General features: G+C 58.6%; 12 protein-coding genes and 1 pseudogene. 10 read left to right on the top strand and 3 right to left on the bottom strand.

Translation table 11 applies throughout. The features are described from left to right. Positions 1 to 211 precede the first annotated feature (211 nt). Complete coding sequence (locus XX99_RS11680; protein WP_050059576.1) at positions 212 to 682, top strand: hypothetical protein; 471 nt, start codon at positions 212 to 214, stop codon at positions 680 to 682. Between the two features lie 93 nt (positions 683 to 775). On the opposite strand, the gene ahcY is transcribed toward XX99_RS11680, so the two are convergent. Beyond that, positions 776 to 2,218 (bottom strand): adenosylhomocysteinase, encoded by a 1,443-nt coding sequence (gene ahcY / locus XX99_RS11675; RefSeq protein WP_050059575.1) that lies wholly within the window; start codon positions 2,216 to 2,218, stop codon positions 776 to 778. A 69-nt stretch (positions 2,219 to 2,287) separates the two neighbouring features. On the opposite strand from ahcY, the gene XX99_RS11670 reads away from it, so the two are divergent. The 3 genes and pseudogenes from XX99_RS11670 to XX99_RS11660 all read left to right on the top strand — a co-directional run bounded on the left by XX99_RS11670 (position 2,288) and on the right by XX99_RS11660 (position 3,831). Beyond that, the gene (locus XX99_RS11670) at positions 2,288 to 3,217 is read left to right on the top strand and encodes an ArsR/SmtB family transcription factor (RefSeq protein WP_050059574.1); all 930 of its coding nucleotides are present in this window, start codon (positions 2,288 to 2,290) and stop codon (positions 3,215 to 3,217) included. Between the two features lie 41 nt (positions 3,218 to 3,258). Beyond that, positions 3,259 to 3,537: pseudogene (locus XX99_RS28075) on the top strand (type II toxin-antitoxin system RelE/ParE family toxin). A 12-nt stretch (positions 3,538 to 3,549) separates the two neighbouring features. Further along, entirely contained in the window at positions 3,550 to 3,831 is a 282-nt protein-coding gene (locus XX99_RS11660) for a HigA family addiction module antitoxin (RefSeq protein ID WP_050059573.1), read from the top strand. 247 nt (positions 3,832 to 4,078) lie between these two features. On the opposite strand, the gene XX99_RS11655 is transcribed toward XX99_RS11660, so the two are convergent. After that, positions 4,079 to 4,492: a type II toxin-antitoxin system HicB family antitoxin gene (locus XX99_RS11655; RefSeq protein WP_050059572.1), complete on the bottom strand. Its 414-nt coding sequence runs from the start codon at positions 4,490 to 4,492 to the stop codon at positions 4,079 to 4,081. 85 nt (positions 4,493 to 4,577) lie between these two features. Between XX99_RS11655 and XX99_RS28070 the strand changes: the two genes are divergently transcribed. The 5 genes from XX99_RS28070 (at position 4,578) to XX99_RS11630 (ending at position 10,861) form a co-directional block, all read left to right on the top strand. Beyond that, the gene (locus tag XX99_RS28070) at positions 4,578 to 4,787 is read left to right on the top strand and encodes a hypothetical protein (protein WP_050059571.1); all 210 of its coding nucleotides are present in this window, start codon (positions 4,578 to 4,580) and stop codon (positions 4,785 to 4,787) included. A 39-nt stretch (positions 4,788 to 4,826) separates the two neighbouring features. Next, positions 4,827 to 5,882, top strand: a complete 1,056-nt coding sequence (aroF, locus tag XX99_RS11645) for a 3-deoxy-7-phosphoheptulonate synthase (RefSeq protein WP_050059570.1) — start codon at positions 4,827 to 4,829, stop codon at positions 5,880 to 5,882. Positions 5,883 to 5,901: 19 nt separating this feature from the next. After that, positions 5,902 to 7,128 carry a beta-propeller fold lactonase family protein gene (locus XX99_RS11640; RefSeq protein ID WP_231581287.1) on the top strand — a complete coding sequence of 409 codons (1,227 nt, stop codon included), beginning with the start codon at positions 5,902 to 5,904 and terminating at the stop codon, positions 7,126 to 7,128. A 140-nt stretch (positions 7,129 to 7,268) separates the two neighbouring features. Further along, positions 7,269 to 9,707, top strand: coding sequence for a phosphoketolase family protein (locus XX99_RS11635; RefSeq protein WP_050059569.1), 2,439 nt, complete (start codon positions 7,269 to 7,271; stop codon positions 9,705 to 9,707). Then, the gene (locus XX99_RS11630) at positions 9,704 to 10,861 is read left to right on the top strand and encodes an acetate/propionate family kinase (RefSeq protein ID WP_050059568.1); all 1,158 of its coding nucleotides are present in this window, start codon (positions 9,704 to 9,706) and stop codon (positions 10,859 to 10,861) included. Before XX99_RS11635 ends, XX99_RS11630 begins: the two co-directional genes overlap by 4 nt. 120 nt (positions 10,862 to 10,981) lie before the next feature. Here the strand turns inward: XX99_RS11630 and XX99_RS11625 are convergent, their stop codons facing one another. After that, positions 10,982 to 11,854, bottom strand: a complete 873-nt coding sequence (locus XX99_RS11625) for an RDD family protein (RefSeq protein WP_050059567.1) — start codon at positions 11,852 to 11,854, stop codon at positions 10,982 to 10,984. Between the two features lie 50 nt (positions 11,855 to 11,904). On the opposite strand from XX99_RS11625, the gene XX99_RS11620 reads away from it, so the two are divergent. Next, positions 11,905 to 12,864 (top strand): stage II sporulation protein M, encoded by a 960-nt coding sequence (locus XX99_RS11620; protein WP_050059566.1) that lies wholly within the window; start codon positions 11,905 to 11,907, stop codon positions 12,862 to 12,864. Positions 12,865 to 12,875 lie beyond the last annotated feature (11 nt).

The raw sequence follows: 12,875 nt of genomic DNA, 5'->3' as shown, positions 1-12,875 counted from the left end.
TGATCTTCTCAGGGTATCGTGTCATGTTCCCAGAGTAGCGTGTCTGGAAAGCTTTCACTTGACCTGATTCCGGCTCTATCCCTATTCTTCGACCGGGATTGTTCCTTCCCTCGGATCATCTTCCAGTCCGGAGCGGGCATCGAAAAAGTATTTGGAACAATCTCATTCAACGGGCAACATTTTCGTTTTTTTCGGGTTGGAGAAAGTTTGCATGCTAGCTTGCCGCTTATTTCGCAACTCGCTGTGTGGCGTCGTCGCCCTCATCCTGCTGTCTTCAGGGGCAGCGGTCCATGCGCAACGCCTCAACGACAAAGACCTCGAGCGTATGATGAAAAATCTGCGCGACGACTCCAAAGACTTCCGCTCTGCATTCAGCGCCTCGATCCACAAAAGCTCGATCCGGAATACGGGCCAGGATAAGGACGCTCGGGCGCTTGCCGAGCAATTCGAAAAGCAGACGGACGAACTGTACAAGCACTTCAAGGGCTCAAAGGCAGCAGATCCCTATGTATGGCCTGTAGTTCGCTCAGCCGGGGAGCTCGACCGCCTTGTCTACTCCCTCGAACTGGACAGTAAGACAACGCTGAGCTGGGAGAAGGCGCGTTCCGAGATCCACCAGATTGCCACCTCGTACGGAGTGGCCGAACCTTACTCCCAAAGTCAGGTGCCGATCAGGAATTAGGAAGAAGCAAGTTGTTACGGGCGGGCATCAGGGCTACTACAAAAAGAAAAGGCGCGGAGGGATGACCTCCGCGCCTTTTAGTTTTCAAACAGTTTAGTAGCGATAGTGATCGGGCTTGTAGGGGCCTTCCAGCGCTACGCCGAGATAGTCAGCCTGATCCTTGGTCAGAGTGGTGAGCTTTACGCCGATCTTTTCAAGATGCAGGCGCGCGACTTCTTCGTCCAGCTTCTTGGGCAAGGTGTAGACATCGATCTTGTAGGTGTCCTTGTTGGCCCACAAGTCGATCTGCGCCAGAGTCTGGTTGGCGAAGCTGTTGCTCATTACGAAGCTGGGATGGCCGGTGGCGCAGCCCAGGTTCACCAGGCGGCCTTCGGCGAGAACGAAGATCGCGTGCCCGGCGTTTCCACTTGATGCGGGGAAGTTGTACTGATCCACCTGGGGCTTGATGTTGAGCTTCTTCACATCCTTCGCCTGATTAAGCTTGTCCATCTGGATCTCGTTGTCGAAGTGGCCGATGTTGCAGACGATGGCCTGGTCCTTCATCTTCTTCATATGCTCGAAGGTGATAATGTCCAGGTTGCCGGTGCAGGTTACATAAATGTCGCCGCGTCCCAGCGTGTCCTCGATGGTGGTGACTTCGAAGCCTTCCATCGCTGCCTGCAGCGCGTTGATGGGGTCGATCTCGGTAACGATGACGCGTGCGCCCATACCGCGCAGCGAATGCGCCGAACCCTTGCCCACATCGCCGTAGCCGCAGATGACGGCCACTTTGCCGGCTACCATCACGTCGGTTGCGCGCTTGATTCCGTCAGCGAGTGACTCGCGGCAGCCGTAGAGGTTATCGAACTTCGACTTGGTGACCGAGTCGTTGACGTTGATAGCGGGAATGAGCAGCTTGCCCTGCTCCTTCATCTTGTAGAGGCGGTGAACGCCGGTCGTAGTTTCTTCCGAAACGCCGCGCCACTCCTTGGCAACCTTGTGCCAGTGCTGCGGGTCCTTGGCGTGAACCTTCTTCAGCAGATCCTTGATGACCTGCTCTTCATGATTGCCGGAAGGCGTGTTGACCCAGCCGTCGCCATCTTCGAGCTCGTAGCCCTTGTGGATGAGCAGCGTGACGTCGCCGCCGTCATCGACCACCAGCTGCGGTCCCGTGCCGCCCTTGTGCGAAAGAGCCTGATAGGTGCAGTCCCAATACTCTTCGAGTGATTCGCCCTTCCAGGCGAAGACAGGAACGCCGGCTGCGGCAATGGCGGCTGCGGCGTGATCCTGAGTCGAGAAGATGTTGCAGCTGGCCCAGCGCACATCGGCGCCGAGGTCGACCAGCGTCTCGATCAGCACCGCGGTCTGAATGGTCATGTGCAGCGATCCGGTCACGCGCACGCCGGCGAGCGGCTTTTGCGCGGCATACTTGCGGCGGATCGACATGAGACCGGGCATCTCGTGCTCGGCGATGGAGATTTCTTTGCGGCCCCAGTCGGCCAGGGAAAGGTCGGCGACTTTGTAGTCGGCGGTGGTTTCAAGGGTTGCGGTTGCCATTTCTAATCACCTCATGTCCAGATTCATATCGACGAATCGAGATATGTTGATATATTAACCCACAGAGCCATGGCGTCAATTGTGAAAATCCTGCGGGTTGCGGCCGACTCCAATCGGCTGCGTATCCTGCTGCTGCTGGAACGCGAGGAGCTTTCGGTGGCCGAGCTGCAGGAAATCCTGGTCATGGGCCAGAGCACCATCTCCACGCATCTTGCGCAGCTCAAGCAGGCCGGCCTGGTCGAGGACCGGCGCACCGGCAAATACAGTCTCTACCGGCTGACGGCCCAGAATGGCTCGAATCTGTTGACCGGGCTGCTCGATCAGGCGCGCGAGGAGATTTCCGAGGCGAAGATCGATCAAGCCGCGGTGCGAGGCGTGGTGAAGAAGCGCCAGGACAAGATGCGCAGCTTTTTCGATGAGGTAGCCGGGCGCTTCGGCCGGAATTACGTCCCGGGCAAATCCTGGAAAGCGGTGGCCGAGGCCCTTCTGCGGCTGATGCCACCCATGGTCATCGCCGATCTTGGAGCCGGCGAAGGGGCATTTTCTCTGCTGCTGGCGCAGAGGGCGGTCAAGGTGATTGCCGTCGACAATTCGGCGCGCATGATCGAAGTCGGTCGCGAACAGGCCGAGCGCCAGGGCGTGAAGAACCTCGAATACCGGCTAGGCGACATGGAAGAGTTGCCTATCGCGGACGAAACCGTCGATCTCGTCTTCTTCTCGCAGTCGCTGCATCACGCGCTCCATCCGGAGAGAGCGGTGCAGGAGGCATGGCGAATTCTCAAGCCCGGCGGACGGATTGCCATTCTCGACCTGGCCAAGCATCGCTTCGAAGAGGCCCGGGAGATGTACGCCGACGAGTGGCTAGGCTTCAGCGAAGCCGAACTCGACGCTGCGCTGGAAAAAGCCGGTTTCCAGAGCGTGCAGACTTCGGTGGTTCACAGGGAAGCCGAGGCTCCGCACTTTCAGACGCTGTTGGCGGTTGGGGATAAGGTGCTCTGATTTTATCTTGACCGGCGTAACGTAACGCATTACGGTTGGAAATGATCCGGTCGATCCGCCACAAGGGACTGAAGCGGCTTTACGAGGAAGACAGCACCCGCGAGATCATTCGAGAACATGCGGAGAAACTTCGCGACATTCTTGCCCGCCTCGATGCCGCCGGCTCAGTCGCAGATATGGATTTACCTGGTTATCGGACTCCATGAGCTTAAAGGCAAGTTCAAGGTCTGTGGGCGGTAACGGTTCGCGCCAATTGGCGTGTCATCTTCCGGTTCGTCGATGGCGACGCATTCGACGTAGATTACTTGGACTATCACTGAAGGGGTTATGTCATGCCGATGAAGAATCCGCCGCATCCGGGTAGCTTTGTATTACGCCAATGTATCGAGCCTTTAGGGTTGACTATCACCGACGCGGCTGCGGCGCTCGGTGTCACCCGTACGACGCTCTCCGAGCTTGTGAATGGCAAGCGCGGGATTTCGCCGGAGATGGCGGTGCGTCTCTCAAAGGTCTTCGGCGGGAGCGCAGAAACATGGCTGGTTCAGCAGGCTCACTACGATCTTGCACAGGTTCCAGCAGACCGGATCAAGCTCAAGCGGATGGACGTGGCGTAGATCGAAAGAGGCTAAGAGATATGGATTGCAATTGCGGTTGTGGGCAACAAACGTCTGGCGGTCTATTCAAGCCGGGTCATGATCAGAAACTTCGCGCTGACCTGGAACGCCGTGCAAATGGTCTTTTGACAGTACGCGATCTTGTCGACATTTCGTTCAAGTTTGCTCACGGCGAGATATCAGACAAAGACTTCACATTTCAAGTGCGAGAACTGTTTTCGCCAGAACACTAGAAGCTCGCAAGTACTCAAATAGCCCGCACTTCCAAAGTCTTACCCAACGCCCTCATCGCATTCGCGATTCCATCAATCCTCGACGTATGTCGAATGTTGGTGAGCCGGTTCACCTCTTGCGGAGTAGTGCGGAGTCTCCGTGCAAGCTCGGCAGGACGTACCTTCTGCCGGATCATTTCATTTAATAGAAGCACTTTGGCTGCGACACTTGTCGGCAGCTCCACAAACTCCTGGCCTTTCTTGACCCGGGAAGGGAGAGGAATGGCGCGGGAACCTTCGAAGTAGAAATCCAAAGCGGTCTCCAAAGCGGCCGCTGCAACTTTCACGGCCTCTTCCTGCGTTTTCCCCTGGGTGATTGCCTCCGGAATATCCGGAAAGGTGACGAGAAAGAACTTTCCATCCGCTTTAATGTTGATCGGGTAGCGCATTTTTGCTCCTACTTCAGTCCCAGCTGCTTCTTGATAGCCTCGACCAGCCGGTTCCGAGTTCCTTGTTATGCATGGGCAATACCGAATGTTTCCCGTTCAGAAAAATTTTCAGATGCGATCCTTTGCCTGGCTTGAAGATAGCGCCTTGATCGGCCAGCCAACGCTTGAACTCGCTGCTCTTCACTCGTTATGTATAAACAATATTGTTTATATTGGCAAGCGACGGCCGACCGAATCCGTCAATTGTCAAGCGGGAGGAACCATTGCTTCCATCAGCAACCAGCAGCTAAACTGAAAGTTACGGTTTCAGGAAGAGCGAAAGGCAAGGCACAGCATGTTAGTTGTCATGAAGGCGCAGGCGACGCCGGAGGAAGTGCAGGCGGTTTGCGATCACATCACGCAGCTGGGATTTCGCGCGCATCCTATGCCCGGCGCGCAGCGCACCGCCGTGGGCATCACCGGCAATCAGGGGCAGATCGATCAGGGCAATCTGGAAGAGCTCTCGGGCGTTGCTGAAGTCATCGCCGTTTCGAAGCCCTACAAGCTGGTCAGCCGTGATTTGAAGGAAGAAGACACGGTCATCACCTTCCCCGGCACCAACGCCACCATCGGCGGACGCGACCTCGCGGTCATTGCCGGGCCGTGCTCCATCGAAACGCGCGAGCAAGCCTTCGCTGCAGCGGAGCAGGTTGCCGCAGCCGGCGCGCAGTTCTTCCGCGGAGGCGCTTACAAGCCGCGCACCTCGCCTTACGCTTTTCAGGGATTAGGTGAAGAAGCTCTCAAGATCATGGTCGAGATTCGCGAGCGTTACGGCCTGCGCATCGTGACCGAAGCCATCGACACTGAAGCCCTCGAGCTGGTCGATCATTACGCCGACGTGATCCAGATCGGCGCGCGCAACATGCAAAACTACTCGCTGCTCAAGGCCGCGGGACGCAAGCGTAAGCCGGTCCTGCTCAAGCGCGGTCTGGCGGCAACGCTGGAAGAGTTCCTGATGGCTGCCGAGTACGTGATGAGCGAGGGGAACTACCAGGTGATTCTCTGCGAGCGCGGCATCCGCACCTTTGCCGACCACACGCGGAATACTCTTGACCTCAGCATCGTCCCGGCCGTGCAGCGCCTGAGCCATCTGCCCATCATCGTCGATCCCAGCCACGGCACCGGCAAGCGCAACAAGGTGATTCCGCTCGCACGCGCGGCAGTTGCCGTCGGAGCCGACGGTCTCATCGTCGAAGTGCATCACGCCCCGGACAAGGCCCTCTCCGATGGGGCGCAATCGATCTACCCCGAGCAGTTTGTGCAGCTGATGGACGAATGCAGCCAGATCGCGACGGTACTGCGCCGCAATATCCCGCACGGGATCGAGCTTACCGCGGGCGTTAAGGCGTAGGCCGGGCACAAGGACGATCTTGGCAGAGACAAGAAACGGGAAGCATCGGAAAAGGCGGCCTTTCTCGAGCCGCCTTTTCATCGTGCCGCTGATGTTGCCGCTCATCCTGAGCGGCTGCCGCCGCAATCATTTTCCTCAATATCCAGCGGACTATCGCGAATATGCCTATGTCACCAACAGCGGCAGCAATACTGTCTCTGTCCTGGATCTCGTGAATCTTCGTCAGGATCGCGTGCTGGCCGTCGGACAGGAACCGAGCGGCGTGACGGTCAGTCCGGTGCGGAACGAGGTGTATGTCGTCAACGCTGGCGGTACGGGCGGGAACGGATCAGTCAGCGTCATCGATGCCGAAAAGAGTCGCGTCGTGGCTACAATCCCCGTACATCGCCGGCCATTCTCCATCGATGTCGATCGTGAGGGACGGCGCGGCTATGTCGCCAACTCCGGATCGAACAACGTGTCGGTGATCGACCTCGAGAACCGGCGGGAGATTGGCGTGATTGGTGTCGGCGAGGCCCCGGGGTTGGCCAGAATCTCTCCGGACCTCTCCACCTTGGTAGTTACGAATCGCGCCGGCGGCAGCGTTTCGATCGTCGATCCGCTCAAGATGCGAGTTCGCGCCGTCTTTCCTGGCTGTCCGCAGGCGACTGATGCAGTCATTCTGCCGGACTCTTCGAAGGCCTTCATCGCCTGCTCCGGCGGACATCAGGTAATGGCAATTAGTCTGGTGCGTCCAGAGAGCACCAACGAGTCCGACCACACTGACCACCTGCTCGCTTTCCTCGATGTAGGCAAGACGCCGGTACAGCTGGCGATGAAGCCGGACGGCGGCGAGATCTTCGTTTCAAACTTTGACAGCGACTCCATCTCCGAGATCTCCACCGTCACGAATGAAGTGGGCGGCGCGTACCTGGTTGGCGCGCATCCATCCTCCGCCGTCGTGAGCGCGGATAATTCTCTGCTCTGGATCAGCGACTTCAACGCCGACTCGATCAGCGTCTACTCCATCGATGACGGGCGGCTCGTCAAGCCCTCGGTGCGCGTGGGAAGCGGGCCGGATGCGCTGGCTTTCTCGTCCAACGGCTTCCTGCTGCTTGCGGCCGACGCCACATCGGGAGATGTCTCTGTGGTACGAACGCAGAGCTACGCATCGAATGGAGCAATACGGATCGGAACCCTCTTCACCATGCTGCCGGCAGGGAAGCGGCCGAGTTCCATCGCGGTCAAGTCGTTCCGGGCGCCCTGATTTCGCTACGCGTCGCTGCCAAATAAAAAATTCACCGCATTTTTACGGAGGCGGAGGCTTGTGACGCTGCTCACATTACTCCCGCAAATGCAGGCGTAGCATCTAAGCTGCAGGGACACTCTCTTCCAGGAGCTAAGCAGATGGCATCAATCGGTCACCCCGCTGCGGGGCCGCAGGCCCTACCTCTCTCTCCAGAACTTCTGCACAAAATGGATGCCTACTGGCGCGCCGCCAACTATCTTTCCGTCGGACAGATTTATCTCAAGGACAATGCTCTGCTGGACCGGCCCCTGACTTTGGAAGACGTGAAACCGCGGCTGCTGGGACACTTCGGGACCACACCCGGCCTGAACTTCCTGTATGTCCACCTGAACCGCATCATCTGCGAGCGCCAAACCAAGATGATGTACGTGATCGGTCCGGGACACGGCGGGCCGGGAATCGTAGCGAACACCTATCTCGAAGGGTCTTACACCGAGATCTATCCCAACATCGAACGCGATCGCGACGGCATCAAGCGGCTCTTCCGGCAGTTTTCCTGGCCTTACGGAATTCCCAGCCACGTTGCCCCGGAAACACCGGGCTCAATTCACGAAGGCGGAGAGCTGGGCTACTCGCTGCTTCACGCCTACGGCGCGGCCTTCGACAATCCCGATCTGATCGTTGCCTGCATCGTCGGCGATGGCGAAGCTGAGACTGGACCATGCGCGACCAGCTGGCATTCCAACAAATTTCTCAACCCCATCACCGATGGAGCAGTGCTGCCCATCCTTCACTTGAACGGATTCAAGATTGCCAATCCAACTGTGTTGGCGCGTATCCCTCAGGTCGAGCTTGAAGATCTGTTCAAAGGCTATGGGTATAAGCCATTCTTCATCACCGGCGACGATCCCGCGACCATGCACCAGGAGATGGCCGCGTTGTTGGACATTGTTTATGACGAGATTCGCGCCATCCAGAAGAACGCGCATGAGAACAACGATACGACTCGTCCTATCTGGCCGATGATCGTGATGCGTACTCCCAAAGGCTGGACGGGGCCAAAGTTCGTCGACGGCAAGCCGGTCGAAGGCACATGGCGCGCACACCAGGTTCCCATCGCCGACGTGCGCGACAAGCCGGAACACCTGCAGCAGCTGGAAGACTGGATGAAGAGCTATCATCCCGAAGAGCTCTTCGACGCGCAGGGGCAGTTCAAAGAAGAGTTTGCTTCGATCGCTCCGAAGGGCGACCTGCGCATGGGAATGAGTCCCCACGCCAATGGCGGATTGCTGCTGCAGCCATTGCGCATGCCGGACTTCTGCGATTACGAGGTGAAGTTCCCATCTCCCGGAGCGGTGGACGTCGAGGCAACCGAGGTTCTCGGCGAGTTCCTGCGCGACGTGATGAAGTCGAACATGGGGCATCGCAACTTCCGCGTCTTCGGTCCGGACGAAACGGCGTCGAACCGCCTGCAGGCCATCTATGAAGTCTCAGAGAAGCGCTGGATGGCCGAGCTCGAAGAGGTGGACACGGACCTCGACGTTGACGGCCGAGTGATGGAGGTGCTCAGCGAGCATATGTGCCAGGGCTGGCTGGAAGGCTATCTGCTCACCGGGCGGCACGGCTTCTTCTCCTGCTACGAAGCCTTCATCCACATCATCGACTCGATGTTCAACCAGCACGCAAAGTGGCTGAAGGTGACGCGCGACCTGCCCTGGCGCAAGCCGATTGCATCGCTCAACTATTTGCTCTCCTCGCATGTCTGGCGGCAGGATCACAACGGCTTCAGTCATCAGGACCCCGGCTTCATCGATCACGTCGCCAGCAAGAAGGCGGATATCGTCCGCATCTATCTTCCGCCAGATGCGAACACCCTCCTCTCGGTCGGCAACCACTGCTTGCAAAGCCGCAACTACGTCAATCTCATCATCGCGGGCAAACAACCGGCGCCCGTCTGGATGAAGATGGACGATGCGATCCGTCACTGCACGGTAGGCGCCGGCATCTGGCACTGGGCTTCGAATGACGATGGCGGCGACCCGGATGTAGTGATGGCTTGCGCCGGCGATGTGCCAACTCTCGAGACTATGGCCGCTGTCTCCATCTTGCGCAAGCAGCATCCCGATCTCAAAATCCGCGTGGTCAACGTCGTCGACCTGATGGCGCTGCAGCCTCCGTCCGAGCATCCGCATGGACTGCCGGATGAAGACTTCGACCGCATGTTTACTACGGATAAGCCGGTCATCTTTGCCTATCACGGGTATCCGGCGTTGATTCACACGTTGACGTATCGCCGCAAGAACCACGACAACATTCACGTCCGCGGGTACAAGGAAGAGGGGACTACCACCACTCCGTTCGACATGTGCGTGCTGAACGACCTCGACCGTTTCCGGCTGGTTCTGGATGTACACCTCCGCGTTCCAAAGCTCGCTGCGCTGCGGGAAGAGGCGATGCACAAGTTCACCGCGAAGAGGCAGGAACACAAGCTATACGTCTCGCAATTTGGCGAGGACCTGCCTGAAGTCCGGGACTGGCGTTGGAGCGGCAAAGGCTCCGACGCGTCCGCTCTGGACACCGGCGGCGACAACGCGTGAGGCCCATACTGGCAGTGAATAGCGGCTCTTCGACGCTGAAGTTCGGGCTGTTCGTCGAAGACAATGGAGAGCAACGGGCGCTGCTGCAAGGCAGCGCCGAAGGCATTGGAAAAGACGGCGGCAAGCTCGAGATACAAGGCGCTGATGGAAAGCCTCTGCACCAGGAAGAAAGAAAGTATGCTTCGCAAAAAGAGGCTTTACAGCACGTTACCGATGCGATGGCCGCACTCAAGGTGGATCGCCCCATCGCCGTTGGACACCGCATCGTTCATGGCGGACCGAAGCTGGTCGATCATGTGCGCGTCACTCCTGATGTGCTGAAAACGCTGGAAGCGGCGATCCACTTCGCGCCGCTACATATCCCCACTTCGCTCGATCTGATTCGCAGCACCGAGTCGATCTATCCGGACATACCGCAGTTTGCCTGCTTCGATACGGCGTTTCATCAGACTCTCCCCGAAGAGGCCTATCGCTATCCGCTGCCGGCCCAGTTCGCCGAAGAAGGCGTTCGGCGCTATGGATTTCATGGGCTCTCGTACGCGTCGATCGTTCACCAACTCGGCTCCGAGCTGAAAAGCCGCACGGTGATTGCTCATCTAGGCAATGGCTCGAGTCTGGCAGCACTGCTTGACGGCAAGTCCATCGACACCAGTATGGGGATGACACCGACCGGCGGCATTCCCATGGGAACGCGCACCGGCGATCTCGATCCGGGCGTGCTGCTCTATCTCATGCGGGCGCACAAGCTCAACGACCAGGCTCTGGAGACGCTGCTCAATCACAACTCGGGCCTGCTGGCTCTGGGTGGAGCAAGCGACATGCGCAAGCTGCAGAGTTCCGCGGATGGCGGCGATCATGATGCCGCGCTTGCCATCGAGATATTCTGTCGCGCCATCGCGCGCACTGCGGCTGCCTTCGCGGTTTCACTGGGCGGACTCGACGCGCTGGTTTTTGCTGGAGGCATCGGCGAGCATAGCGCCCCGGTGCGGGCCAATATATGCGCGCGGCTCAAGCTGCTTGGCATCGAGATCGACTCCGCGTGCAATCAGGCATCCGAAGCAGTGTTTTCTTCTGGCAATGTGCAGGTTGGCATCGTGCCGAGCCAGGAAGAAGCGCAGATCGCGCGCGAAGTTGGCAAGCTGCTGGCGAATTGATACGGCGTGGTTGGAGCGAGATCCACCATGGCATCATCAACTCGTCATTCTGAGCAACGCGAAGAATCTCAGCGACGTTCGCCGATCAACCATCGCTGAGATTCTTCTTCCCGCCAGTCGTCAGCGTCCGCCTTGGGCGCGCATCTGGTGGACGATGGCCTCGAGTATCCGCTCCGGTTTCCAGTCGTCTGGCATCTCTATTCCCATCTTCGCGGCCATTTGGTGAGTAAGTCGCGCCGCCAGATTTGCCCGCGTCTCCAGGTCCATGTCGAGAACGCGCGAGAAGAAGCGCTCGATCACGCTCAGGTCTTCGACCGAGAGACGTGCGACAGCATCGGCGGGAAGAGTAATTTCCGGAGCAAGCTGGCTCTGTAGAAGCGCTTCCACCGGAGACGGCGCGAAGCTCGCTGCCGTGAAAGTACGCGCACTGTTACCGCTCCAGCCCATCTCGACGCTCTGCCGTTCGTGGACCACCAGCGTTCCCGCCGCAAGGTCACCCAGGCGCTTATGCTGGCGATTACACAGCATGCTGATGACACCCACCAGGTAAAACGAGGGAATCATATCGATCACGCGGATCAGGTTGCGTGTCATCGCCTCGAAAAAGGTAATCTGGCGGCCGGAGTCCTGGATTACGCGCAGCTTGAACAGCATCTTCCCGGGAGTCTGGCCGTTCTTGAACGCCTCGAAGAGCGCGAAATATCCCCAATACATCAGGAAGTGGATGAGGATCACGAGGGCAATCAGCCACTTCTCACCGCTGCGAGTGAAATCCCCGGCGATCGATTTTGGCGCCGAAGCAGTGATCAAAACGAAGACCAGGATCAGGGCAGCATAAGCCGTAATTTGCACGACGGTATCGGCGAAAATCGCGAGGAAGCGGCTGCCTACGCCGGCCACAGGGAAGCGGAGAGCGACCTGCTCCGGCGTGTCGATAGTAAGCTGGTCTTGGCTAAGGGGGCTGGCCGCGTGGTGCTGGGCGAATTCGGTCATTCGTATCTGTTCCCGACGCTCTTCGATTATCCCAGACTCTCATTGACGCTATGATTTCGAATCGGTGGATCGAACAACGGAAGGGTTCCTGGGGACGGCTCGATACGCTCACCCGCCAGGTCGAAAGCTCAGGCATTCGAGTGCTTTCGGGCACTGAGCTGCGTGAGTTAGGACTGCTCTACCGCCAGGCTGCCGCCGATCTCTCAGCCGTGCGCTCCGATCGCGCCTCCGGCACCCTCGAAGAATATCTGAACGGGCTGCTGAGCCGGGCGCACAATCGCATCTATTCCGGGCGCAAGGCCGGCCTGGGCTCGGTCTATCGCTTCTTCTCCAGAGAGTATCCGCCCGTCTTCCGGCAGCTTTTTCCCTACGTTGCCGCTTCCTTTCTGATTTTCCTGGCGGGAGCGGTTCTGGGAACCCTGCTGACTCTGAGCCGGCCGGACTTCATGCGTCTGATGCTGGGTCCGGCGATGCTCGAAACCATCGAGCGCCACGAGATGTGGACACACTCCATCGTCTCGATGAAGCCGCAGGCCTCGAGCGCCATCTTGACTAACAACATCAGCGTCAGCTTCGCCGCTTTTGCCGGAGGCATTCTCGCCGGCCTGGGCACCATTTTTCTGATGTTCCAGAATGGGCTGCAGATGGGCGTGATCAGCACCGCCTGCTCGCGGGCGCACATGGCTCTCGATCTCTTTAGTTTCGTCGCCGCGCACGGAGCCCTGGAGCTACCCAGCATCTTCATTGCCGGCGGAGCAGGGTTACGGCTGACAACTGCGCTGCTCTTCCCGGGTATGCTTTCGCGCCGCGACTCGCTGGCCCAAGGCGGCAGGGAAGCGATCCGCCTGCTCGCGGGTGTGATTCCGCTGCTGGTTGTAGCGGGCATGCTGGAGGCGTTTCTGTCTCCCTCGGGCGCGCCCGCCGGTGTAAAGTTCGCTGTCGGAGCCGCGCTCCTCTCGGGGCTCGCATTCTGGCTCGCCGAGGGAGGGTCGGAAAAATCGGCAGGCTAAAAGCAATTGCG

This window comes from Silvibacterium bohemicum, from assembly GCF_001006305.1.
Classification (GTDB): domain Bacteria; phylum Acidobacteriota; class Terriglobia; order Terriglobales; family Acidobacteriaceae; genus Silvibacterium; species Silvibacterium bohemicum.
The sequence above is the reverse complement of the archived record's forward strand: the minus strand, read 5'-3'. Positions and strand labels throughout refer to the sequence as shown.

Coding starts and splice junctions, on each gene's coding strand:
- ahcY (WP_050059575.1), bottom strand. CDS start 2,218: ATGGCAACCGCAACCCTTGAAACCACCGCCGACTACAAAGTCGCCGAC.
- aroF (WP_050059570.1), top strand. CDS start 4,827: ATGTTAGTTGTCATGAAGGCGCAGGCGACGCCGGAGGAAGTGCAGGCG.
- XX99_RS11620 (WP_050059566.1), top strand. CDS start 11,905: ATGATTTCGAATCGGTGGATCGAACAACGGAAGGGTTCCTGGGGACGG.
- XX99_RS28070 (WP_050059571.1), top strand. CDS start 4,578: ATGTTTCCCGTTCAGAAAAATTTTCAGATGCGATCCTTTGCCTGGCTT.
- XX99_RS11655 (WP_050059572.1), bottom strand. CDS start 4,492: ATGCGCTACCCGATCAACATTAAAGCGGATGGAAAGTTCTTTCTCGTC.
- XX99_RS11670 (WP_050059574.1), top strand. CDS start 2,288: ATGGCGTCAATTGTGAAAATCCTGCGGGTTGCGGCCGACTCCAATCGG.
- XX99_RS11680 (WP_050059576.1), top strand. CDS start 212: ATGCTAGCTTGCCGCTTATTTCGCAACTCGCTGTGTGGCGTCGTCGCC.
- XX99_RS11625 (WP_050059567.1), bottom strand. CDS start 11,854: ATGACCGAATTCGCCCAGCACCACGCGGCCAGCCCCCTTAGCCAAGAC.
- XX99_RS11635 (WP_050059569.1), top strand. CDS start 7,269: ATGGCATCAATCGGTCACCCCGCTGCGGGGCCGCAGGCCCTACCTCTC.
- XX99_RS11660 (WP_050059573.1), top strand. CDS start 3,550: ATGCCGATGAAGAATCCGCCGCATCCGGGTAGCTTTGTATTACGCCAA.